The organism is Streptomyces sp. NPDC012508 (assembly GCF_042902595.1).
Lineage (GTDB): Bacteria > Actinomycetota > Actinomycetes > Streptomycetales > Streptomycetaceae > Streptomyces.
In genome coordinates, this window is the sequence record NZ_JBIBEO010000001.1 from 1,089,345 (window position 1) to 1,109,943 (window position 20,599).

A 20,599-nucleotide genomic window follows, 5' to 3' on the forward strand; every position below is an offset into this window, starting at 1 on the left:
GGGACGGAACGAGGCCGTGCGGGCGTGGGGTTCTGAGCGGCCTGAGGCGGCCGAGGAAGTCTTCGACGATAACAGCGATGCCACCGGCCGCCCTAGAGGCAGGAAGGCGACGCTCAGGCCGGGTGGCCGGGAGAGAAGTCCACCACGTCGCTCAGACGGATCACGCCGGGCCCCGGGTCCCCCGGAGGACTCTCGGCGACGGGCGCTAGAAGGAAGCCGACGTGGTCTCCGCCTTCCAGACGCGCCTCCACCCGGCCGACGAACCAGGCGACGCAGTCGTCGAGGACCGGAACCCCGGCGTACTCCGACGGCGAGTAGGAGGCGCGGGCGAACTTGTCGACGCGGTCGCCGGTCTCCTCGCCGAACAGCCGTGCCGTTTCCCGGTGTTCGTCGCTCAGGACGTGAACGGCCAGGTATGCGCTGCGGCAGGCGACCCGGTAGGTGTGGTTCTCCTGTGACAGCCAGGCCATGAAGCGGGGCGGGTCGATGGAGCACGGGGACGCGAACCCGACGAGGCAACCGGCCCGCTCGCCGTCCGGCGCCGCGGTCGTCACCACGTACATGGGGTAGTCGAGCAGGTCGGTGAAGTTGTCCAGGTCGGTCACGGTCGACTCCCCCTGCCGTGAAGACCGTCGGGCTCGGTGGCCGACGGCGCGAGAGCACCCGCGCCGGTCCCTGTCTCCCCGAAGCCATTGCCCCGCCCCGGCCTCTCCCGGTAGAGGGCGGCGGCGAGCAGCCCTGTGCCGGCCTGCGGGCGATGGGCACCGGGCAGCGTGACGAGCCGCTCGGGCCCGTACCTCGCGGACGGGGCGGTAGCGGACACCGAAGACCTCCGACGGGAGTGGTCGATCAGCACGGCGGCTTCCCCGAACCGGGGAACATATCCATGAGGTCAGAAGCCGATGTCCGCCGCGCGACGCACCCGCGCCGACATGTTGCGCTCCATCATCCGAAGCGCCGCGCGGGCGAGGTCTTCGTGGATGTGGGCGACGGCGTCCTCGGCCACCGTCACCGACAGGTGCCGGATATGGGCGTCCAGGGCCGAGTAGAGGATGCACTGTTCGGTCACCTGTCCGCAGAGGACGAGGTGGTCGATGCCGAGCGTGCCGAGCAGGTACGCGAGCGGCGTCTCGTAGAACACCGAGTGGCGGGCCTTGACCACGAACAGTGAGTCCTCGTCCGGTTTGACCGGTTCGACGAGGTCGGGGCGCCGGCCCGAGAGAGCGCTGTCGAGGATCTCGCCGTGGTGCGACCGCCATTGGCCGAAGTTGTCGTTCGCGTAGATCACGGGGATGCCGCGCTCGCGCGCGCGCCGCACCAGGGCCACGACGACGGGGACGATCTCGGTCACGGACGGCAGAAGAAGATCGGCATCGGCGTGCTCGTACGTGTTGAGCATGTCGACCACGACCAGGGCGGTCTTCGTCATACCCCCAACCTCGCAGACGGTCCGGCCGCCGACGGTGCGGCGATGCCGTGCGGTGGGCCGAGTGGCGCAGAGTCCGTGGCCGGACGGGCGCATCCCGGGGGAATTTCAGGGCAGGCGCGCGGTGTGGGACGACTACCTGGCGCCGGAGGCTCTCCCTCGACGTCATGCCGTCGCGACGCTTGGGGGTAGGTGATGAAGAGCCTGACGCTGGGTGTCGAAGAAGAGTTCATGCTGGTGGACCGCGACAGCCGGGCTCCGGTCAACCGGGCGCCCGCCGTGCTCCGGGCGGCGAAGCCCGCGCTCGGCGAACTGGTCCAGACGGAGTACTACGACGCCCAGGTCGAGATCTGTACCCGCCCCGCGACGCGCAGCGAGGACGTACGCGAGCAACTCGCCCGGCTACGGCGCGTGGTCAGCGCCTCCGCCGAGGCGTCGGGCTGCCTGCTGGTCGCCGCCGGGACTCCGGCGTTGCCGCCCGACGAACCGCTGACGGTGACCGACACCCGCAGATACCGGCTGATGGCCCGCCGCTACGCCCCGCCTCAGACCGCGTCCTACACCGGCCTCGTCTGCGGCTGCCATGTCCACGTCGGGTCGCTGCGCCGGGATCAGGCGCTGAGGCTGGCCAACCACATGCGGCCCTGGCTGCCGGTCCTGCAGTCCCTCGCCGCCAACTCCCCCTTCTCGTTGCGGAAGGACACCGGATTCGACAGCTGGCGCGCGGTCGAGCACGCACGCTGGCCGACGGTCGGACCGCCCCCGGTCCTCGACGAACGGCGCTATCGCGAGGTAGTCGGCGGGCTGATCGGGACCGGGGTGATCCTCGACGACCGGATGGTCTACTGGCATGCCCGGCCCTCCGAGCACGTGCCGACCCTGGAGGTCCGGATCGCGGACGCCAACGCCGACCTCGACGTCGTGGTGCTGTTGGCGGCTCTCGTCCGCGGCCTGGCCGCCACTCTGCTGCCCGAGGCGGAGTCCCACGCCCCGCCGCCGGACACCCCGTCGAGCCGCCTGCTCCTGGCCCATCGTCTCGCGGCGGCACAGGGAATCACCGGGGTCGGTCTCGACCCCGTGAGCGGCGAGGAGCAGCCCGCCGAACGGCTCGTGGAACGGCTCGTCGAGCGGGCGGCTCCAGGGCTGGAGTCGGCGGGGGACATGGAGCTGGTCGAGAGCACGTGGCGACGTATCCGTACGGACGGGAACGGCGCGGCGCGCCAGCGGGAGGTCCTCCGCCGGCGGGGCAGCCTCGAAGACGTCGTCGACGCGCTCGCGGCGATGACCGCGGCTCCCTGACACGGAGCACCGAGGCTCCTTCGCATGACGGAGGGATTGAACCCCCGCAGGACGGGCAGCCGAGCGGTTGGCCGGAGATGTCCGGTCTGAGCAGTGAAGGAGGAGACTCGTGAGCATGGTGAAGGAATCCATCGAAGTCGATGTCCCGCTGCGCCAGGTCTACAACCAGTGGACGCAGTTCGAGGAGTTCCCCAGCTTCATGGAGGGCGTGGAGACCGTACAGCAGCTGGACGATCAGCACTGCCACTGGAGGACGAAGGTGGCGGGTGTCCAGCGGGAGTTCGACACCGAGATCGTCGACCAGTTGCCCGACGAGCGGATTTCCTGGCGCACGGTCAGTGGCGACGTACACCAGAAGGGTGTCGTCACGTTCCAGCAGATCGACCCCGCGCACACGCGCGTCAGTCTGGCCATGGACTTCCAGCCCGAAGGCATGGCGGAGAAGACCGGCGACGCGCTGGGCATGCTCGACCGGCGGGTTAAGGGCGATCTGAAGCGGTTCAAGGGCTTCATCGAGGATCGCGGCCGGGAGACCGGCGGCTGGCGCGGCCGGATCACCCCGGCGGAGAGCGCCGCCATGACGGATCCGGCCGGTGCGAGCGGCACCACGGCCATGGGCGAGGCACGCATGACCGATGAGGGGGCACCGCCTCGCCAGGGCTATGCGGACAAGCCGCCGACGCCGGGGGCCGGCCGGATGCCGGTGGACCCGGACGACATGCGGCACGGCTGACCTCGCGGGCGAACCCGCTCGCCTCGACAGCTGAAGGGTGGCCGCCGACCCCGCGGGGTCGGCGGCCACCCTTCCGTGCGCTGCGCTTGGCGCCTTCCGTGCACTGTGCTTGTCGTGGGCCGCGCGCTCTGCTTGTCGTGGACCGCCCTTGCCATGGGCTGCCCTGCATGGGTTCTCCCCCAGGCGTCAGGGCTCCCCTGGGCGTTCAGGGCCTCTCCCCCGCGCCTCCCGGGCTCTCCCCCGGGCCGTCACGCCTCGCCGTCGCGCCGCCTGGTGTCGCGGGCCCGGCCGGATCCGCCGCCTCCCGTCCCGGCCGCCACACGATCCTGCGACTCGGCGGGGGCGGCCAGCAGGGCGAGGAGGCCGGCGATCTCGTGCCCCGCTTCGGCGGGGTGGCGGAACTGGGCCTTGGGGTTGATCTCATAGCGGTTCCGACGGCCGTCCGACGCCCGGGTGCGAGTGACGTACCCGTCGGCCTCCAGGTCGGAGACGATCGCCTGCACGGTTCTCTCCGTCACCCCGCACTCGGCGGCGACATCTCTCAGCCGGATCCCCGGATCACGGGAGAGCATCAGGAGCACCCGAGCGTGATTGGTCAGAAAGGTCCAGCTCGGGTGGTGGCGTGCGCCATCTGCCATGGCATTCCTCTGCCCATCTGGACGCGGATCATTCACTATACGTCCTGATTTTCACGTATTCCTTGACGTATATCGGAGGGGCGCGCACCATTACGGGTGAGAGCTCCCCCGGAATCCGACCGGCCCCGGGCGGCACCCCCGCCCCCCGCGATCCTGCTGGAGGTGCGCGATGACCTCCGACGCCCGCCACCACGCCCCCTGTGGGGTGTGCGGATGCCCGACCGGCCCACGCCCGTACGAAGGGCGCGCACCTGATTCGTCGTACGTCGACCCCGACGACCCCCTGCACGACGGCCAGCGACCCTTGTCGGCCTGCAGCGTCGAGCACCTCGCCCTCCTCGTGAACGAGCTGAGAGGACGCCCGTACCACGACGCGGAGCTCTGGTTCGCGAAGATCTCCCGCACCATGGGCCGGCACCACCACGGCATCAGCATGGCGGACCTCAGCCAGGAGACCGGCCTCGACCTGGAACAGCTCGAAGCCGGGGCTCTCTGGATCACGCACCTCCCCCACGCCCCGCGCTCCGCGAACCGCAACCGCGGCGCAGCCTGACCTGCGACATGGCGCGGTGGTCCGCACGCCGCCCCGACTCGGCGGACGTGCGGGAAGGCCTGCTTCCTCGGACAATGGCTCGTTGGTGGCCCAAGCGCTGGCCTTTTGCCGAGCCGCCCCGGTTGGGCATGGAACGTCCCGTCCAGCAGGGACGCCGGCACAGAAGGAGACCGTCATGCTGATCAGCCACGCCATCGAGGACGGCGTCCTGCACGTGACGTTTCTGCGCGACCTCGATGTCAGCAGCAGGGCGGCGGCCTCCCTGGAGACCGAGGCGCTCGTCCACGCCCACCGCCCGCGACACGTACGCGTGCAGCTGCCCACCGCGGACCCCTCAGCGGCTTCACTGAGCGCGCTCACGCGAGCCCGGCGGCTGTGCGAGCACCTGGGCATTCCCCTCACCGTCGTCGGCCCCGCCCGGCCGGCCACGCCCGACACGGGCCCCGCACCCTCGGGCGCCGCTGCCTGATGCCCGCCGACGAGCGGTACGACGCCACTCCGTACCTTCCCTCGCGGGGCGGGATCCCCGCACACAGGAAGGCCGCGGCGGAGTGCGAGGGCTGCCCGCTGTACCGGGACGCGACCGCGACGGTGTTCGGCCGGGGCGACCCTCACGCCCGGATGATGCTCGTCGGTGAGCAGCCCGGCGACCGCGAGGACCTGGAGGGTGAGCCGTTCGTGGGCCCGGCGGGGCGGCTGCTCTCGCGCGCCCTCGCGGAGGTGGGGATCGACGAGGCGGAGGTGTACCTGACTAACGCGGTCAAGCATTTCTCGTTCACCCGCAAGGGCCCCGGGAAGCGCCGCATCCACAAGGCACCCAGCCTCCGGGAGACCCTGGCCTGCCGGCCCTGGCTGGAGGCGGAGCTCCGGCTGGTCGCACCGGAGATGGTCGTGGTGCTCGGCGCGACGGCCGGCCGGTCGCTGCTCGGCCCGACGTTCCGGGTCGGCTCGGACCGCGGGGTGGTACGGCCCCTGCCCGACGCGGACGGGATCCGGTGCGTGGCCACGATCCACCCCTCGGCGGTCCTGCGCGCCGACGACCGGGACGCGGCCCTCGCCGGCCTGACCGCCGACCTGCGGGTCGCGGCGCGCGCCCTGTGACCAGGCGCGTGGGCACGCGCCGGTTACGAGCCGGGTGGCTCGCAGCCCTTCGAGCAGGGCGGCCAGGTGGTCACTCGATGACCGCGGTGGCCTCGATCTCGACCAGATGCTCGGGTACGTCCAGCGCCGCGACGCCGAGCAGCGAGGCGGGCGGTACGGGGGTGACGCCCAGCCTCGCGGTCGCACGGCCCACGCCTTCCATGAGCAGCGGCATCTTGTCGGGGGTCCAGTCCACGACGTAGACGGTCAGCTTCGCCACGTCGTCGAACGAGGCGCCGGCCTCGGCCAGCGCGGTGGCGACGTTGAGGTAGCACTGCTCGACCTGCGCGGCGAGGTCACCCTCGCCCACCGTGACGCCGGCGGCGTCCCACGCCACCTGTCCTGCGACGAAGACCAGCTTCGAGCCGGTCGCGATCGACACCTGCCGGTAGGCATCGACCGTGGGCAGTCCGCTCGGGTTCACCAGGGTGATGGCCATGTCGCCCGCCTCCTTGTCACGCGAGCCCCGGCGGGGGCTCGGTCTCTTGTGGTTACTTGGGAACCGTAGGAGAGTGGCCCCTGACATGGAAGAACGCACTTTTCGGTGACTGGGGAACCTCATGGTGACCAAGCAGTTCAAGGGCTCGGCCCAGGACACGGACCTGGCACGCGCGGACTCGTTGGCGCGGGAGATCTTCTCGGACGTCGCCAACAAATGGGCGCTGCTGATCATCGAGTTCCTCGGTGAACGCACGCTGCGCTTCAGCGAGCTGCGGAACGAGGTCGAGGGCATAAGCCACAAGATGCTGACCCAGAACCTGCGCATGCTGGAGCGCAACGGCCTGGTCCGGCGGACCGTCCACCCCACCGTGCCGCCGCGGGTCGAGTACGAGCTCACCCAGCCGGGCCGGGCCCTGCGCAGGACGATCGACGGACTGTGCGACTGGACCCACGAGAACCTCGGCCACATCGAGGAGTCCCGCCGCCGCTTCGACGCGTGACGGATCGGCTCCCCTGCCGCCCCGGCCCGGACCGGCCCTGCTCGACGGTCCCCCCCGTCACTCCGCGCCGAAGGTGATCTCCCGCTTCAGGATCTTTCCGGTGGCTCCCTTCGGCAGCGCCTCCACCAGCTTGATCTCCCGCGGGTACTTGTACGCCGCCACCCGCTCCCGGACGAACTGCCGCAGCTCGTCGGCCGTCACCTCCGCCCCGGGACGGGTCGCGACAGCGACCGCGACCTCCTCACCGAGGGTCGCGTGGGGCAGGCCGACCACCGCCGCCTCGGCCACGGCGGGGTGCTCGTACAGCACCTCCTCCACCTCGCGCGGGTAGACGTTGAATCCGCCGCGGATGATGAGGTCCTTCTTCCGGTCGACGATGTAGTAGTAGCCGTCCTCGTCGACGCGTGCGAGGTCGCCGGTGCGCAGCCAGCCGTCCTGGAGGGCCTCCGCCGTGGCCTCCGGACGCCCGAGGTAGCCCTTCATGACGTTGTGGCCGCGCACGCACAGCTCACCGACGCCGTCGTGCACGTCGATCAGACGCAGCTCGACGCCCTCGATCGGGGTGCCCACCGAACCCGGCTTGCGCGGGCGGTCCAGGTGGTTGAAGCAGGCGACGGGCGAGGTCTCGGACATCCCGAAACCTTCCAGGACGGGCGCGTCGAAGGCCTTCTCGAAACCGAGCAGGACCTCGACGGGCAGGGACGCGCCACCGGAGAGGCAGAGACGCAAGGTGGCGGTGTCGTACGCCTCGGGCAGCGCGGTACGGGCGGCGAGCAGCGCGGCGTACATCGTGGGCACTCCGGCGAAGACGGTGACGCCCCGCTCCTGGAGGGTCCGGAGCGCGTCGGCAGGGTCGAAGCGGCCCGTCAGGGTCAGCCGGGCGCCCGCGACGACGGCGGTGTTCATGGCGCAGGTCTGGCCGAAGGTGTGGAACAGCGGCAGGCAGCCGAGGATCACGTCCTCGGGGGTGAGACGGATCAGCGAGCGCGCGGAGATCTCGGCGTTGCGCAGCAGGTTGGCGTGGGTGAGTTCGGCGCCCTTCGGGGAGCCGGTGGTGCCCGAGGTGTAGAGCAGTACGGCGGTGTCGTCGTCCGCGCGCGGGAGCAAGGCGGCCGGCTCCGGATGCTCGGCGAGCAGTTCGGTGAGTGTCCCGGCGGCGAGCGGGACGACGGTCGTCGCGGTGCCCTCCGCTCCCCGTACCGCCTCGGCGGCACACACCTCGTGGGCGAACAGCAGCACCGCGCCGGAGTCGCTCAGGTAGTGGGCGACCTCGCGGGACTTCAGGAGCGGGTTCATGGGGACGGCGACGGCGCCGGCCCGCAGGATGCCGTAGTAGAGGGCGGGGAAGTCGAGGCTGTTGGGCAGCATCACACCCACGCGGTCGCCGGGGGCGACGCCGCGGTGGGTGAGCAGGGCGGCGACGCGACCGGAGAGGGTGTCGAGTTCGGCGTACGTGAAGGCGGTGTCGCCCAGCTCGACGGCGGTGCGGTGGCCGTGTTCGAGGGCGGTGCGGGGCAGGATCTCGGCGAGGTTCATGGGACGGCTTTCGGGTAGGTCCGAGGGACGGTCGGGGCGGGCGGGCGTTGGCCGGCAGGCGGGCGTACTCGCCGTGCCGGGGGGGGCGCGGCGGGTCAGCCGCGCAGGGCGGAGGCGAAAAGGGCCGGAAGCCTGGCGGCGGAGGGCGCCGCGGTGAAGCGGGTCAGCCGCTCGACGGTCGTCAGGGCGGTGCGGTTGGTCACGAAGTACGGAGGCCGCGGAGACAGGGACGGCGAGCCGGTGAACAGGCCGCGCGGGGCGGGGGCGAACGGTGAGCGGAGCACCGTCTTCTCGATGTCCTCCAGCAGATACGCGTTGTGTACGAACCCGATGCCGCTGCCGATGTCCTGCCGGGTGTGACCGGGGTACGCGCCCCAGGGCGTGTACCCCAGCAGGAAGCCGAGGGCGCACCAGGCGTTGACGCCCACGGTGCCGTAGCGCAGCCCCTCGATCGCCGAGTCCACGGCGGCGCGGTGGGCGCGCTCGGTCCTGGGGTGGACGATGAGCGTGGCGCCCAGGGTGCCGGGCAGCCGGTCGTTGGCGAAGTTCACGGCCTCGCGGAGGAACGCGTCCGCGTCCGCCCCCGGAAGCCGGACGACGCCGAGCGCGCTGCCGAAGACCTCGTCGGTGAGCAGCATGTCGTCCACGCCGGTGAGATCGGGGACGAGGACCCGGCACCTGCCGTCACCGAACACCTCGGCTTCCGGATGAGCGGCGAGGACCGCGTCGAGCCTGTCGTCCGCGCCCGGGTAGTAGTCGGCGCGGGGCGGCAGTTCGCGCAGCAGCCGGCGGATCTCGTCGAGCAGCCGGTCGCTGCCGTCCCAGTCGCGGGGCAGGATCAGGATCTGGCTGGCGACGCAGTTGTGGCCGGAGTTGTTCATCTTGCTGGTGACGATGTGCTCGGCCTGGTACCGGAAGTCGGCGGCGCTCCAGTCGCCCGGCGCGCCCGGCGCCACGATGCACGGGGTGACACCGCCCAGTTCGCTGCTGAAGGGCTTGTCGTTCAGGGGCGTGTCGGTACGGCGGCGCTCGGCGGCCCGCTCGTCCGTGCCCCACACGATCGCGTCGTGCGTCCTCTCACTGCCGGTGACATGGATCGCGTCGACATGGTCGTGACCGGCGAGATGGCCACCCACGTCGGCTCCTCCGTCGGCGAAGCGCACCCAGCCCCGGTCGACGAACTCGCTGAAGACCTGCTCGAAGTGGGGGCGGAGGTAGTCGTTGACCGGGTTCATCTTGGCGATGACGGTCTGCCCCTCGGCGTAGAGCTTGTGCAGGATGTCGAGCGGGGTGATGGCCGCGACGTTCCCGGCGCCGAGGACCAGCGCGACGGCGGGGCGTCCGGCGCGTCCGCGGTACTCCCCGGCGGCCCGGTCGACGACCTGGCGCGCCGTGGTGCCGGGCGTCGTCCACACCTGTGCCGTGGTCCCGTTCTGCAGCAGCGCGTCCCAGCCGGTGGCGGGGAAGACGTCCACGACGGCACGTCCGTCGCGCTCGCGCACGGCGCCCGGGTCCACGGGTGACTTGCCCGCGGCGATCCGGCGCAGGACGTGCAATTGGGCGCTCACTCCCTGGGCGAGGGCCCAGGGGGCGCCGATCCAGTCCTCGGCGGTCCACGGGGAGCCGGGGGCGAGGCCCTTGGCCGCGGCGGAGTCCGCGACCATCTCCGCGGCGCGCGAGGCGATCCGCGGCAGCATGCGTTCCAGCAGACCGATCCGCTCGGCGATCGGCGTGGCCGCCCAGGTCTCGGCGCCCGCGCGCAGATCGGCGACGGCGCGGTCGAGCGGGGCGGTGTCGAGGTCCACGGCGGGCGTGGGAGTGGAGGGAACGGGGGCAGGGGTCATGGTGAGGTCAACTCCTGGTCGGCGACGGGGTACGAGGACGACGGATCAGGCGCGGAGCCGGGCGCGGTCGCGGGCCGGGTCGACGAGCGTGGCGGAGAGCAGCCCTCCGACGAGGAGCATCGCGCCGGTCACGATCACGGCGTTCTGATAGCCGCCCGGACCCTGCCGGTCGACCATCACACCGACGATGGCCGGCGCGGCCAGGCCCGCCGTGGTGACCACGGCGTTCATGACGCCGAGGGCTCCTCCGGCCCGGCCCGGAGGGGCCAGTTCGGAGACGGTGGTGGCCGCGACGGCGGCGTACGAACCTCCGAGGCCCATGCCGACGGCGAGCAGCGCGGTCTTGGCGCCGCTGCCGTCCACGAGCGGCACGCCGAGGCACGCGAGCGCGCCGAGAGCGAGAGCCGCGCCACCGACGCCGCCGCGCGCCCACCGGGTGCTGACGCCGCGCCGCATCAGCCATCCGGTGATGCCGGCCTGCGCCAGCAGGACGACCGCGCCCATCACCCAGGGCAGGACCACCAGGCGGCCGGCCTCGGACGAGGAGTAGCCGAGTCCGTTGCGCAGGTACGACGGCAGCCACACCAGCATGAGCGCCACGGCCCAATAGCACGTGAAGTAGGCGGCGGTGACGGCGAGCCAGGTCGGAGTGGCGAAGATGCGCCGGTACGGAACCCGCTCCCCGGCCGCTTCGGGGGCGGGAGCGCCGGTACGGGCCTCGGCGGCATCGCCGTGGGCACGTGGTGCGTCGGCGGTCCGGTACGTTCCGGTCCCGCCGAAGAAGTGCCAGACCGCCGCCCACACCAGGCCGATGGCGGCGAGCACCCACAGCGCGGTGCGCCAGTGGTGGTGGTCGATGACCCAGGTGAGACCGGGGGCAGCGGTGATCACACCGAGGGTGATTCCGAGCGTGACCAGGGCGCCCGGCAGATTGCGCCGGTGGTCGGGGAACCAGCTGAACGCGGTGTGCTGGGCGACCGGGAAGGCCGGCCCCTCGGCGGCGCCGAGCACGATCCGGGAGCCGACCAGCAAGGCGAGTCCGCCGCCTATGGCGGGCGGTACCTGAGCCACCGACCAGAGCAGGGCCATGACCAGGATCACCGTGGTGGGCCGCACCTTGTCGGCGAACACCCCGACCACGACAGCGGCGACCGAGAAGAGCAGGAAGAAGGCGCTGTTGGCGAGCCCGAACTCCGTCGCGCTGAGGTCCAGATCGGCGCGGATCTCGTCGGCCGCCAGGCCCAGCACCGACTTGTCCGCAAAGTTGATCATCATGAAGACGACGAGCAGGCCGGTGACGGCCCAGGCGCGGGACCTGGTGCCGCGGTCTGCCGACGAGGGATCACCGAGCGGCGTCGATGTGGTGTCAGCGGCGGTCACTGAACCTCCGGAGGGGTGCGGCCGGCGTCGTTGCCGGGCGGGGAGGGCGGGGAGGGAAGGAGGGCGAAGGAGTCGGGAATGCAGGGGGCGGGAATGCCGGAGGCGGCAGCGCCGCAGGCGGGGACGCCGGGGGTCAGGAGAGGGGAACGCCCTCGATCGCGACGCGTTCCATGACCCGCCGCCGCGGGTAGTAGTCGTTGATCGCGTAGTGCTGGGTGGCGATGTTGTCCCAGATGGCGATCGAGTCGGCCTCCCAGTGGAAGCGGATCTGGTATTCGGGAATCCGGGCCTGCAGCACCAGCTCGTCCACCAGCTCGCGGCTCTCGGCGTCCGACAGGCCGACGATGCGGGTCGTGAAGGGCTCGTTGACGTAGAGCGTCCTGCGGCCGCTGCGCGGGTGGCGCACGGCGACCGGGTGCTCGACCTGCGGCCAGTTCTTGCGGAAGGCCGCCTTCTGCGCGTCGTTCATCAGCGCGCCCCAGCTGGGCTCCCAGTCGTGGACCGCGGTGAGGCCCTCGATCCGCTCCTTCAGCTCGTCCGAGAGGTTGTCGTACGCGGCACCCATGTCCGCCCACATCGTGTCGCCGCCCGCGGCGGGCACCTCGACGGCGCGGAGCACCGAGCCGAGGGCCGGGTTGACCATGAAGGAGTGGTCGCTGTGCCAGATGTTCTTGTTGCCCTGGGCCTTGGCGTCCTTGGCGAGCCTGGAGACGCCGACGTGCTCGGTGCCGGGGAAGAACGGGTTGGGCTCGGGCGGCCCCCAGACACCGGCGAGGGCGAGCTGGTGCTCGGCCGTGAAGCCGGTCTGGCCGCGGAAGAAGACGACCTTCCACTCCAGGAGCGCCTGCCGCAGCTCCTCGGCGAGGTCGTCCCCGATCGCCCCGGTGAGGTCGACGCCGCCGAGGACGGCGCCGAAGTGCGGGGTGAGCGGAGTGACGTCGAGGAGGTCGTACCGGGTCTCCGGGGTCCCCGGCGATGTGCGGTCGAGTACGCGTACCCCGTAGTGCATCAGGGGCTTGTCGAGGACGGGCTTGGGGTCGGCAACGGTGGTGTCCATGGTCCCTCCGAACGGCTCGAAGAATCGTTACCGGGAGTATCGATATCCAGAGTCGCCCTGGCAAGGGTCTGCGGCCATGAATTCAAAACCGCCAGTAACGAATATCCGTCCGGGGAGGCCGGCGGGAACGCCCCGTCAGTCCGGGGCCCCGACGGCGCGGCCGATGAGGTCGACCACCGAGTCGACCAGCCGCTCGTCGGGCATACGCAGTTCGGCGACCATCCGGAAGACCAGCGAGGCCGCCACCAGCGTCACCGCCGCGTCCACGTCGATCCCGGGCCGCAGTTCGCCCCGCGCCATTCCGCGCTCGACGATGTGCCGCATCTCCCCCGTGACGCGGGCGGTGTACTCCCCGTACGCGCCACGCTCGGAGCCCGGGTCGGCCGCGGCCGCCATCACCCCCGCCAGCAGCCTGTCGATCCCCGGCTGCCGGTACGCCTCAAGGCGCGCCATGAGGACCGCCCGCAGCTCGGCGCGGAAGTCCCCCATGTCCGGAACGGTCAGCGGACCGACCCGCGACTCGGCGGCGGCGATGACGAGATCCTGCTTGGTGGACCAACGCCGGTACATCGACGGCTTGCTGACCCCGGCCCGGGTCGCCACGGCGTCCATGGTGACCGCCCCCATGCCCTGCTCGGCCACCAGCGCGACCACGGCGTCCAGGACCGCGCGCGTGACCCGCTCCTCGCGCGGCCGCCCAGGACCACGTCCGCTGCCCCGCCCCGCCTGCTCGTCGACCATGCCCCGACCCTACGGGGCGACGGCGGCCGACCCCCACACCGGCCGCACGGACCGACGCCAGGTCCGGTACCCCGAACCGCACCGGCCCCCACCCCGGCTCTGGCGTGAAGGTCTGAACGGTGATTCACTGCTTCCATGGCCTACCGCAAGACGCCGGCCGAACTGGCGCGGCTCCGGGACGCACGAGAGCACCTGGTCCAGCACGCCACCGACGTCGTGGCCGAGGTGGGCTGGGCGCAGGCCTCGGTGAGCGCCGTCGCAGCCGCGGCCGGCATCGCGGCCGGCTCGGTGTACCAGCACTTCCCGTCGAAGGCCGCGCTGGCCGTCGAGGTCTTCCGGCGCGCCTCAGGCCGTGAGGTCGAGGTGCTCGGCGAGGTGCTGCGCGGCCCGGGCGACCCCGTCGAGCGGCTCACCCACGGCGTGGAGGTGTTCGCCCGGCGCTCCTTCGAACGCCGCGGCCTGGCCTACGCCCTGCTGGCCGCGCCCGCCGAGCCCGCCGTCGGTGCGGAGCGCCTTGAGTTCCGGCGCCGGTACCGGACGCTGTTCGCCGAGGTCGTGAGCGAGGGGGTGGCCGCGGGGCTGCTGCCGCCCCAGGACGCCCAGGTCACCGCCGCCGCCCTGACCGGGGCCATCGGTGAGGTCCTGGTGGACCCCCTCGGCGCACCCGGCGGGAGCTCTGCCGAGCAACTGATCGCCGAACTCACCGCGATGTCCCTGCGCTGCCTGGGCGCCGACCGAGCGCCGGCGAACTGACCGCCCGTACCAGCACCACCCGGCCACCTCCCCCCGCCCGTACCGGCACCACCCGACCACCTCCCCCCGGCGCCCGTACCGGCACCCCACCGCCTTCCCCCGCGCCCGCTCTTCCCCACGACTCCGGAGGACACGCCCATGACCACCACCGAGGACACCCGGCCGGTCAGCAACCCGACCGCCCGCACCCACGAGGTGACCAACCAGGCTCCGCCGCTCGTCGGCCACGACGTCGCCGAGGACCCGGTCCTGCTGGAGGGCGTACGCCGTGAGGGCGCCGAGTGGTACCTCGACGACCTGCACCGGATCGGCCGCCGCACCGGCAGCGAGGAGGTCCAGCGCTGGGCCGAGGAGGCCAACCGCCACGAGCCCGTGCTGCGTACCCACGACCGCTACGGCCACCGCGTCGACGAGGTCGACTTCCACCCCGCGTACCACTCCCTGATGGACGTCGCGATCGGCGAGGGTCTGGCCGGCGCGCCCTGGGCGGACGAGAGGCCCGGCGTCCATGTGGCGCGCGCGGCGGGCTTCATGGTGTGGAGCTCCGCCGAGGCGGGACACGGCTGTCCGGTGTCGATGACGTACGCCGTGGTGCCCGCGCTGCGCAACGCCCCCGAACTGGCCAAGGAGTACGAGCCGCTGCTGACCAGCCGGGTGTACGACCCGGTGCTGAAGGCGCCCGGCACCAAGCGCGGTCTTCTCGCCGGGATGGGCATGACCGAGAAGCAGGGCGGCACCGACGTCCGCGCCAACACCACGACGGCCGTACCGGCGGCCGACGGCAGTTGGCGGCTGCGCGGGCACAAGTGGTTCACCAGCGCCCCGATGAACGACCTCTTCCTCGTCCTCGCGCAGGCCCCGGGCGGTCTGTCCTGCTTCCTCGTCCCGCGCGTACTGCCCGACGGCAGCCGCAACACCTTCCGGATCCAGCGGCTGAAGGACAAGCTCGGCAACCGCTCCAACGCCAGCAGCGAGCCCGAGTTCGACGACACCGTGGCCTGGCTGGTCGGTGCCGAGGGCAAGGGCGTGCGGACCATCATCGACATGGTCACCATGACCCGCCTGGACTGCATCCTCGGCTCCGCCTCGGGCACGCGCGCCGCGCTCGCCCAGGCCGCCCACCACGCCCGCCACCGCTCGGTGTTCGGCGCGAAGCTCGTCGACCAGCCGCTGATGCGCAATGTGCTCGCCGACCTGGCCCTGGAGTCGGAGGCCGCCACCACGCTCGCGCTGCGGGTCGCGGGCGCGACCGACCGGGCCCACCGTGGCGACGCCGGCGAGCGGGCGTTCCTCCGCCTGGCGACGGCGGTCGGCAAGTACTGGGTGTGCAAGCGCCAGCCGGCGGCGGTCGCCGAGGCCCTGGAGTGCCTGGGCGGCAACGGCTACGACGAGGCGTCCGGCATGCCCCGGCTGTACCGGGAGGCCCCGCTCAACGGCATCTGGGAGGGCTCGGGCAACGTCAACGCGCTCGACGTGCTGCGCGCGCTGCTCCGTGAACCGGAGTCCCTGGAGGCCTTCCGCGCCGAGGTGGAGTCGGCGGCGGGCGGGGACGCCCGGCTGGACGCGGCGTGGCGGGAGGTGCTGGGCGAGCTGGCACGGCCGGAGGACGCCGAGTTCCGCGCCCGGCGTCTGGTGGAGCGTCTCGCCCTTGTCCTTCAGGGCTCCCTGCTCGTACGGCACGCTCCCGGACCGGTGGCGGACGCCTTCTGCGCCTCCAGGCTGGCGGGCGACCGGGGCCTGGCCTTCGGCACGCTGCCGACGGGCACGGACCTCGCCACCATCCTCGAACGGCTCCCGGCCGGACTGGGGTGACCCGGGGCGGGTCGGGCGCGAGAGGGGGGCGGCTCTCGTAGGCATGGGCCGCACCCCCGCCGGACACCCCCTAGGGGTTGAGGACCGGGATGATGTCGGAGCCGTACGCGTCGATGGTCCGCTCACGCGCGTCGTGCATGTTGTAGACGGCGAACTGGTCGACGCCCAGTTCCCGGAGCCTCCTCAGTTTCTCGATGTGCGCCTCGGCCGGGCCCAGGAGGCAGAAGCGGTCGACGATCTCGTCCGGGACGAAGTCCGTGGAGGGGTTTCCGGCGCGGCCGTGGTGGCTGTAGTCGTAGCCGTGCCGGTCCTTGATGTACGCGGTGAGCGCGTCCGGGACCATTCCGGAGTGCTCGCCGTACTTGGCGACCAGGTCGGCGACGTGGTTGCCGACCATGCCGCCGAACCAGCGGCACTGGTCGCGTGCGTGGGCCAGGGCGCCGGGTGAGTCGTCGGTGGTGACGTACGCGGGGGCGGCGATGCAGATCGTGAGCGCCTCGGGGTCGCGCCCGGCGTCCTCGGCCGCCTTGCGGACCGCCTTGACCATCCACTCCGTCAGGAACTCGTCGGCGAGCTGGAGGATGAAGCCGTCCGCCTTCTGCCCGGCGAGCGCCAGCGCCCTCGGGCCGTACGCGGCCATCCAGACCGGCAGTTTCCCGTTCCGTACCCAGGGGATCCGGATCGGGTTGCCGTCCACGACCGCCTCGCGGCCCTCGGCGAGGTCACGGATGACGTCGATGGCCTCGCCGAGCCGGGCCAGGGTGTTCGGCTTGCGTCCGGCGACGCGCATCGCCGAGTCGCCGCGGCCGATCCCGCAGACGGTGCGGTTGCCGTACATCTCGTTGAGGGTGGCGAAGGTGGAGGCGGTCACCTCCCAGGTCCGGGTGCCCGGGTTGGTGACCATCGGGCCGACGTGCAGCTTCGTCGTGTGTTCCAGGATGCGGCTGTAGATGACGAACGGCTCCTGCCAGAGCACGGCGGAGTCGAAGGTCCAGCCGTAACGGAAGCCGTTGCGCTCCGCCCGGCGCATCAGGCCGACGACCTCGGAGCCGGGCGGGTCGGTCTGCAGGACGAGTCCGAAGTCCACGTCGTTCTCCTCGTTCAGGTACTGACCGGTTCAGATGGTCGCCGGTCCGGGTGATCGCTAGTTCAGGTACTGGCAGGTGGATCGCGGGGTGAAGGCGCCGTGTCCGGCGCGGCCGGTGAACTTCCGCTGGTCGATGACGAGTTCGCCGCGCGAGAGGACGGTCTCGACCTGGCCGGTGACGGTCCTTCCCTCGTACGCCGAGTAGTCGACGTTCATGTGGTGGGTCTCGGCCGACAGCGTCTGGACGGTGTGCGGGTCGTAGATCACGACGTCGGCGTCCGCGCCCGGGGCGATCGTGCCCTTCTGCGGGTACAGGCCGAACATCCGGGCCGGGGTGGCGCAGGCGATCTCGATCCAGCGACGGCGGCTGATGTGTCCGTCGACGACGGCCTGGTGGAGCAGGTCCATGCGGTTCTCCACGCCCGGGAGGCCGTTGGGGATCTTCGAGAAGTCCCCTCGGCCCAGCTCCTTCTGGCCGACGAAGCAGAAGGGGCAGTGGTCGGTGGAGACCACCTGGAGGTCGTTGGTGCGCAGCCCGCGCCACAGCGCCGCCTGGTGCTCCTTGGGCCGCAGCGGCGTCGAGCAGACGTACTTGGCGCCCTCGAAGTCCGGCTCGGCGAGGTTGTCGGTGGAGAGGAAGAGGTACTGGGGGCAGGTCTCGCCGAAGACCGGAAGCCCCTTGTCCCGGGCCGCCGCCAGCTCCGCGACCGCCTCCTCCGCCGAGACGTGGACCACGTACAGCGGCGCCCCGGCGACCCGGGCGAGCTGGATCGCCCGGTGGGTGGCCTCGGCCTCCAGGAGGACCTTGCGGACCTCGCCGTGGTAGCGGGGGTCGGTCTCGCCACGGGCCAGGGCCTGTTCGACCAGGACGTCGATCGCGATGCCGTTCTCGGCGTGCATCATGATGAGCCCGCCGTCGTCGGCGGCGCGCTGCATCGCGCGCAGGATCTGCCCGTCGTCCGAGTAGAAGACCCCCGGGTACGCCATGAACAGCTTGAACGAGCTGACACCTTCCTGGACGAGCCGGTCCATCTCCTTGAGCGTCGACTCGTTCACGTCCGACATGATCATGTGGAAGCCGTAGTCGATGGCGCACTGTCCGTCGGCCTTGGCGTACCAGGCGTCGAGCCCTTCGCGCAGGGAGCGGCCGACGCTCTGTACGGCGAAGTCGACGATGGTGGTCGTGCCGCCCCAGGCGGCGGCCCGGGTGCCGGTCTCGAAGGTGTCGGAGGCGAAGGTGCCGCCGAAGGGCAGCTCCATGTGGGTGTGCGCGTCGACGCCGCCCGGGATGACGTAGCGGTCGGTGGCGTCGATGGTGCGGTCGGCGGTCCAGCCGGCGGCCGCGTCAGAGCCGTGCGCGGCGAGCGCGGCGATCCGGCCGTCCTCGATCAGGACGTCTGCGTGGATCTCGTCGGCAGCGGTGACGACGAGGCCGCCGCGGATGAGGGTTCGGGTGCTCACGGGTGTCCCCCTGGCTGGATACGGTGAACTACAGGGAACGGAGGGCCTGTTCGAGGATGTCCGCGCCCTCTTCGGCCTCGGCGACGGTCAGCGAGAGCGGTGGGGCGATCCGCAGCGAGCTGGTGTTGTGGCCGCCGCCCTTGCCGATGAGCAGCCCGTTCTCGCGGGCGGACTCCAGGACGGCCGCGGCGGCCGCCGGGTCGGCCTCGTCGGTGCCCGGCCGGGTGAGTTCGATGCCGATCATCAGACCGCGGCCGCGGACCTCCCGCACGGCGTCGATACCGGCGCCGACGGCCCGCAGCCGCTCGATGAGCAGGCCGCCCACGCGCCGGGCGTTGCCCTGGAGGTCGTGTTCGAGGAGATACGCGAGGTTGGCGAGGCCCGCGGCCATGGTGACCGGCGAGCCGCCGAAGGTGGAGATCGAGTTGGCGTCGAGACAGTTCATGATCTCGGCGCGGGCGACGACTCCGCCCACCGACATGCCGTTGCCGATGCCCTTGGCGAAGGTGAGGATGTCGGGCGGACCTGCCTGGCCGTGCGCCTGCCAGCCCCAGAAGTGGTCGCCGGTGCGGCCCCAGCCGGTCTGCACCTCGTCGGAGATCCAGAGGATGCCGTGCCGGTCGAGGACGCGGCGGAAGGCGGCGTAGAGCCCGTCGGGCGGGGAGGTGAAGCCGCCGACGCCCTGGATGGGTTCGGCGATGAGCGCGGCGACGTCCCGCGTGTGGCCGAGCAGGTCCTCCAGGTCGGCCACGCACGCCTCGAGGAAGCGCTCGTCGGTGTACTGCGCGTACGGCCCGCGGGTGCGGACGCCGCCGTGCACGTACAGCGTCTGGAGCGGGGAGAGGCTCGTCGGGGACCAGGCGCGGTTGCCGGTGATGCCGACCGTGGAGAAGGACCGGCCGTGGTAGCTGTTGCGCATCGCGAGGAGCTGGTTGGAGCGGCGGTACGCGGTGGCGAGCAGCAGTGCCGTGTCGTTGGCCTCGGTGCCGGAGGTGGTGAAGAAGACGCGGGCGTCGGGGATGCCGGAGAGGCCGGCGATCCGCTCGGCGAGCTCCACCATGGGGCGGTTGAGGTAGAGCGTGGAGGAGTGGATGATCCGGCCGGCCTGCTCGGCGACGGCCTTGGTGACCTCGGGCACGGCGTGGGCGGTCATGGTGGTGAGGATGCCGCCGAAGAAGTCGAGGTACCGGGTGCCCTCGGCGTCCCAGACGTGGCGGCCCTCGCCGTGGGTGATCTCGATGGGGTCCTTGTAGTAGAGGGCGACCCAGTCGGGGATCACGGCGCGATGGCGGTCGTAGAGGCCGGTCACGGCTGCACCAGCCCGTCGTAGGCGTCGGGTCGGCGGTCGCGGTAGAAGGCCCACTGCTGCCGGACCTCCTCGATGAGACGGAAGTCGAGGTCGCGGACGACGAGTTCCTCCGTCTTGTCCGAGGCGGCCTCGCCGACGAACTGGCCGCGGGGGTCGACGAAGTAGCTGGTGCCGTAGAAGTCGTTGTCGCCGTACTCCTCGATGCCGACGCGGTTGATGGCGGCGACGAAGTACTCGTTGGCGACAGCTGCGGCCGGCTGTTCGAGCTGCCAGAGATAGGACGAGAGGCCTCGGTGCGTGGCCGACGGGTTGTACACCAATTGGGCGCCGTTGAGTCCGAGTTGGCGCCAGCCCTCGGGGAAGTGGCGGTCGTAGCAGATGTAGACGCCGACCTTGCCGACGGCGGTGTCGAAGACCGGCCAGCCGAGGTTGCCGGGGCGGAAGTAGTACTTCTCCCAGAAGCCCTTGACCTGGGGGATGTGGTGCTTGCGGTACTTGCCGAGGTAGGAGCCGTCGGCGTCGATGACGGCGGCGGTGTTGTAGTAGAAGCCGGCGCCCTCGACCTCGAAGACCGGCACGACGATCACCATCCCGGTCTCCCGGGCGAGCTCCCGCATCCGGTTGACGGTGGGCCCGTCGGGGACGGGTTCGGCCCAGCGGTAGTGCTCGGGTTCCTGAACCTGGCAGAAGTAGGGGGCGTTGAAGACCTCCTGGAACCCGATGACCTTGGCGCCCTGCCGGGCCGCCTCACGGGCGTGCTCCTCATGCTTGGCGATCATGGATTCGGTGTCGCCGGTCCAGGTCGCCTGGACGAGTGCGGCGCGTACGACGTCGGTCATGAGCTGCTCCTTCGGCACGGCGTCAGAGAGCCTCTACGCACGTAGACGCG

General features: G+C 71.6%; 20 protein-coding genes and 1 pseudogene. 8 read left to right on the plus strand and 13 right to left on the minus strand.

The features are described from left to right. Positions 1 to 113: 113 nt before the first annotated feature. Complete coding sequence (locus tag ACFY8U_RS04670; protein ID WP_389565564.1) at positions 114 to 605, minus strand: flavin reductase family protein; 492 nt, start codon at positions 603 to 605, stop codon at positions 114 to 116. 287 nt (positions 606 to 892) lie between these two features. After that, positions 893 to 1,429 (minus strand): isochorismatase family cysteine hydrolase, encoded by a 537-nt coding sequence (locus ACFY8U_RS04675; RefSeq protein WP_389565566.1) that lies wholly within the window; start codon positions 1,427 to 1,429, stop codon positions 893 to 895. Between the two features lie 192 nt (positions 1,430 to 1,621). Between ACFY8U_RS04675 and ACFY8U_RS04680 the strand changes: the two genes are divergently transcribed. Together ACFY8U_RS04680 and ACFY8U_RS04685 are read left to right on the plus strand one after the other, a co-directional pair. Next, positions 1,622 to 2,725 (plus strand): glutamate--cysteine ligase, encoded by a 1,104-nt coding sequence (locus tag ACFY8U_RS04680; RefSeq protein WP_389565568.1) that lies wholly within the window; start codon positions 1,622 to 1,624, stop codon positions 2,723 to 2,725. 109 nt (positions 2,726 to 2,834) lie between these two features. Then, positions 2,835 to 3,302: pseudogene (locus tag ACFY8U_RS04685) on the plus strand (SRPBCC family protein); the annotation flags it as partial. 404 nt (positions 3,303 to 3,706) lie between these two features. On the opposite strand, the gene ACFY8U_RS04690 reads toward ACFY8U_RS04685, so the two are convergent. Continuing rightward, the gene (locus ACFY8U_RS04690; RefSeq protein ID WP_389565571.1) at positions 3,707 to 4,096 is read right to left on the minus strand and encodes a helix-turn-helix transcriptional regulator; all 390 of its coding nucleotides are present in this window, start codon (positions 4,094 to 4,096) and stop codon (positions 3,707 to 3,709) included. Between the two features lie 169 nt (positions 4,097 to 4,265). Here ACFY8U_RS04690 and ACFY8U_RS04695 point away from each other — a divergent pair, with 169 nt between their 5' ends. The 3 genes from ACFY8U_RS04695 (at position 4,266) to ACFY8U_RS04705 (ending at position 5,750) form a co-directional block, all read left to right on the plus strand. Beyond that, positions 4,266 to 4,649, plus strand: a complete 384-nt coding sequence (locus ACFY8U_RS04695; RefSeq protein WP_389565574.1) for a hypothetical protein — start codon at positions 4,266 to 4,268, stop codon at positions 4,647 to 4,649. Between the two features lie 175 nt (positions 4,650 to 4,824). After that, the gene (locus ACFY8U_RS04700; protein WP_361757517.1) at positions 4,825 to 5,118 is read left to right on the plus strand and encodes a hypothetical protein; all 294 of its coding nucleotides are present in this window, start codon (positions 4,825 to 4,827) and stop codon (positions 5,116 to 5,118) included. Next, positions 5,118 to 5,750 (plus strand): UdgX family uracil-DNA binding protein, encoded by a 633-nt coding sequence (locus tag ACFY8U_RS04705; protein ID WP_389565577.1) that lies wholly within the window; start codon positions 5,118 to 5,120, stop codon positions 5,748 to 5,750. The genes ACFY8U_RS04700 and ACFY8U_RS04705 overlap by 1 nt, the downstream gene beginning before the upstream one ends. Positions 5,751 to 5,820: 70 nt before the next feature. On the opposite strand, the gene ACFY8U_RS04710 is transcribed toward ACFY8U_RS04705, so the two are convergent. Next, positions 5,821 to 6,228, minus strand: coding sequence for a RidA family protein (locus ACFY8U_RS04710; protein WP_389565580.1), 408 nt, complete (start codon positions 6,226 to 6,228; stop codon positions 5,821 to 5,823). Positions 6,229 to 6,349: 121 nt separating this feature from the next. Here ACFY8U_RS04710 and ACFY8U_RS04715 point away from each other — a divergent pair, with 121 nt between their 5' ends. Continuing rightward, the gene (locus ACFY8U_RS04715; protein ID WP_389565583.1) at positions 6,350 to 6,730 is read left to right on the plus strand and encodes a winged helix-turn-helix transcriptional regulator; all 381 of its coding nucleotides are present in this window, start codon (positions 6,350 to 6,352) and stop codon (positions 6,728 to 6,730) included. Between the two features lie 57 nt (positions 6,731 to 6,787). Here ACFY8U_RS04715 and ACFY8U_RS04720 read toward each other — a convergent pair whose 3' ends face one another. The 5 genes from ACFY8U_RS04720 to ACFY8U_RS04740 form a co-directional block, all read right to left on the minus strand. Beyond that, positions 6,788 to 8,266 carry a long-chain fatty acid--CoA ligase gene (locus tag ACFY8U_RS04720; protein ID WP_389565585.1) on the minus strand — a complete coding sequence of 493 codons (1,479 nt, stop codon included), beginning with the start codon at positions 8,264 to 8,266 and terminating at the stop codon, positions 6,788 to 6,790. Between the two features lie 95 nt (positions 8,267 to 8,361). After that, a complete protein-coding gene (locus tag ACFY8U_RS04725) occupies positions 8,362 to 10,110 on the minus strand; it encodes an aldehyde dehydrogenase family protein (RefSeq protein ID WP_389565588.1) in 1,749 nt (582 codons plus the stop codon). A gap of 45 nt (positions 10,111 to 10,155) precedes the next feature. Continuing rightward, positions 10,156 to 11,490 (minus strand): MFS transporter, encoded by a 1,335-nt coding sequence (locus tag ACFY8U_RS04730; protein WP_389565591.1) that lies wholly within the window; start codon positions 11,488 to 11,490, stop codon positions 10,156 to 10,158. A 133-nt stretch (positions 11,491 to 11,623) separates the two neighbouring features. Beyond that, positions 11,624 to 12,547: a TauD/TfdA dioxygenase family protein gene (locus tag ACFY8U_RS04735; protein ID WP_389565594.1), complete on the minus strand. Its 924-nt coding sequence runs from the start codon at positions 12,545 to 12,547 to the stop codon at positions 11,624 to 11,626. Positions 12,548 to 12,682: 135 nt separating this feature from the next. Next, positions 12,683 to 13,288, minus strand: a complete 606-nt coding sequence (locus tag ACFY8U_RS04740) for a TetR/AcrR family transcriptional regulator (RefSeq protein ID WP_389565596.1) — start codon at positions 13,286 to 13,288, stop codon at positions 12,683 to 12,685. Positions 13,289 to 13,423: 135 nt separating this feature from the next. Between ACFY8U_RS04740 and ACFY8U_RS04745 the strand changes: the two genes are divergently transcribed. Both ACFY8U_RS04745 and ACFY8U_RS04750 read left to right on the plus strand, forming a co-directional pair. Beyond that, positions 13,424 to 14,041 carry a TetR/AcrR family transcriptional regulator gene (locus ACFY8U_RS04745; RefSeq protein ID WP_389565599.1) on the plus strand — a complete coding sequence of 206 codons (618 nt, stop codon included), beginning with the start codon at positions 13,424 to 13,426 and terminating at the stop codon, positions 14,039 to 14,041. Positions 14,042 to 14,179: 138 nt separating this feature from the next. Next, positions 14,180 to 15,853, plus strand: a complete 1,674-nt coding sequence (locus ACFY8U_RS04750) for an acyl-CoA dehydrogenase family protein (RefSeq protein ID WP_389565602.1) — start codon at positions 14,180 to 14,182, stop codon at positions 15,851 to 15,853. A 70-nt stretch (positions 15,854 to 15,923) separates the two neighbouring features. Here the strand turns inward: ACFY8U_RS04750 and ACFY8U_RS04755 are convergent, their stop codons facing one another. From ACFY8U_RS04755 to ACFY8U_RS04770, 4 genes are read right to left on the minus strand one after another with little or no spacing between them, the layout of a single operon-like run. Further along, positions 15,924 to 16,940, minus strand: a complete 1,017-nt coding sequence (locus tag ACFY8U_RS04755) for a TIGR03842 family LLM class F420-dependent oxidoreductase (RefSeq protein ID WP_389565605.1) — start codon at positions 16,938 to 16,940, stop codon at positions 15,924 to 15,926. A 57-nt stretch (positions 16,941 to 16,997) separates the two neighbouring features. Further along, entirely contained in the window at positions 16,998 to 18,401 is a 1,404-nt protein-coding gene (gene hydA, locus ACFY8U_RS04760) for a dihydropyrimidinase (RefSeq protein WP_389565608.1), read from the minus strand. A gap of 28 nt (positions 18,402 to 18,429) precedes the next feature. Further along, entirely contained in the window at positions 18,430 to 19,710 is a 1,281-nt protein-coding gene (locus tag ACFY8U_RS04765; protein WP_389565611.1) for an aspartate aminotransferase family protein, read from the minus strand. After that, positions 19,707 to 20,549 carry a nitrilase-related carbon-nitrogen hydrolase gene (locus ACFY8U_RS04770; protein WP_361594476.1) on the minus strand — a complete coding sequence of 281 codons (843 nt, stop codon included), beginning with the start codon at positions 20,547 to 20,549 and terminating at the stop codon, positions 19,707 to 19,709. The genes ACFY8U_RS04765 and ACFY8U_RS04770 overlap by 4 nt, the downstream gene beginning before the upstream one ends. Positions 20,550 to 20,599 lie beyond the last annotated feature (50 nt).

Bases quoted from the DNA above. Each gene is read 5' to 3' on its own strand.
- ACFY8U_RS04675 (WP_389565566.1), bottom strand. From the start codon at position 1,429: ATGACGAAGACCGCCCTGGTCGTGGTCGACATGCTCAACACGTACGAG.
- ACFY8U_RS04680 (WP_389565568.1), top strand. From the start codon at position 1,622: ATGAAGAGCCTGACGCTGGGTGTCGAAGAAGAGTTCATGCTGGTGGAC.
- ACFY8U_RS04690 (WP_389565571.1), bottom strand. From the start codon at position 4,096: ATGGCAGATGGCGCACGCCACCACCCGAGCTGGACCTTTCTGACCAAT.
- ACFY8U_RS04695 (WP_389565574.1), top strand. From the start codon at position 4,266: ATGACCTCCGACGCCCGCCACCACGCCCCCTGTGGGGTGTGCGGATGC.
- ACFY8U_RS04700 (WP_361757517.1), top strand. From the start codon at position 4,825: ATGCTGATCAGCCACGCCATCGAGGACGGCGTCCTGCACGTGACGTTT.
- ACFY8U_RS04705 (WP_389565577.1), top strand. From the start codon at position 5,118: ATGCCCGCCGACGAGCGGTACGACGCCACTCCGTACCTTCCCTCGCGG.
- ACFY8U_RS04710 (WP_389565580.1), bottom strand. From the start codon at position 6,228: ATGGCCATCACCCTGGTGAACCCGAGCGGACTGCCCACGGTCGATGCC.
- ACFY8U_RS04715 (WP_389565583.1), top strand. From the start codon at position 6,350: ATGGTGACCAAGCAGTTCAAGGGCTCGGCCCAGGACACGGACCTGGCA.
- ACFY8U_RS04720 (WP_389565585.1), bottom strand. From the start codon at position 8,266: ATGAACCTCGCCGAGATCCTGCCCCGCACCGCCCTCGAACACGGCCAC.
- ACFY8U_RS04725 (WP_389565588.1), bottom strand. From the start codon at position 10,110: ATGACCCCTGCCCCCGTTCCCTCCACTCCCACGCCCGCCGTGGACCTC.
- ACFY8U_RS04735 (WP_389565594.1), bottom strand. From the start codon at position 12,547: ATGGACACCACCGTTGCCGACCCCAAGCCCGTCCTCGACAAGCCCCTG.
- ACFY8U_RS04740 (WP_389565596.1), bottom strand. From the start codon at position 13,288: ATGGTCGACGAGCAGGCGGGGCGGGGCAGCGGACGTGGTCCTGGGCGG.
- ACFY8U_RS04745 (WP_389565599.1), top strand. From the start codon at position 13,424: ATGGCCTACCGCAAGACGCCGGCCGAACTGGCGCGGCTCCGGGACGCA.
- ACFY8U_RS04750 (WP_389565602.1), top strand. From the start codon at position 14,180: ATGACCACCACCGAGGACACCCGGCCGGTCAGCAACCCGACCGCCCGC.
- ACFY8U_RS04770 (WP_361594476.1), bottom strand. From the start codon at position 20,549: ATGACCGACGTCGTACGCGCCGCACTCGTCCAGGCGACCTGGACCGGC.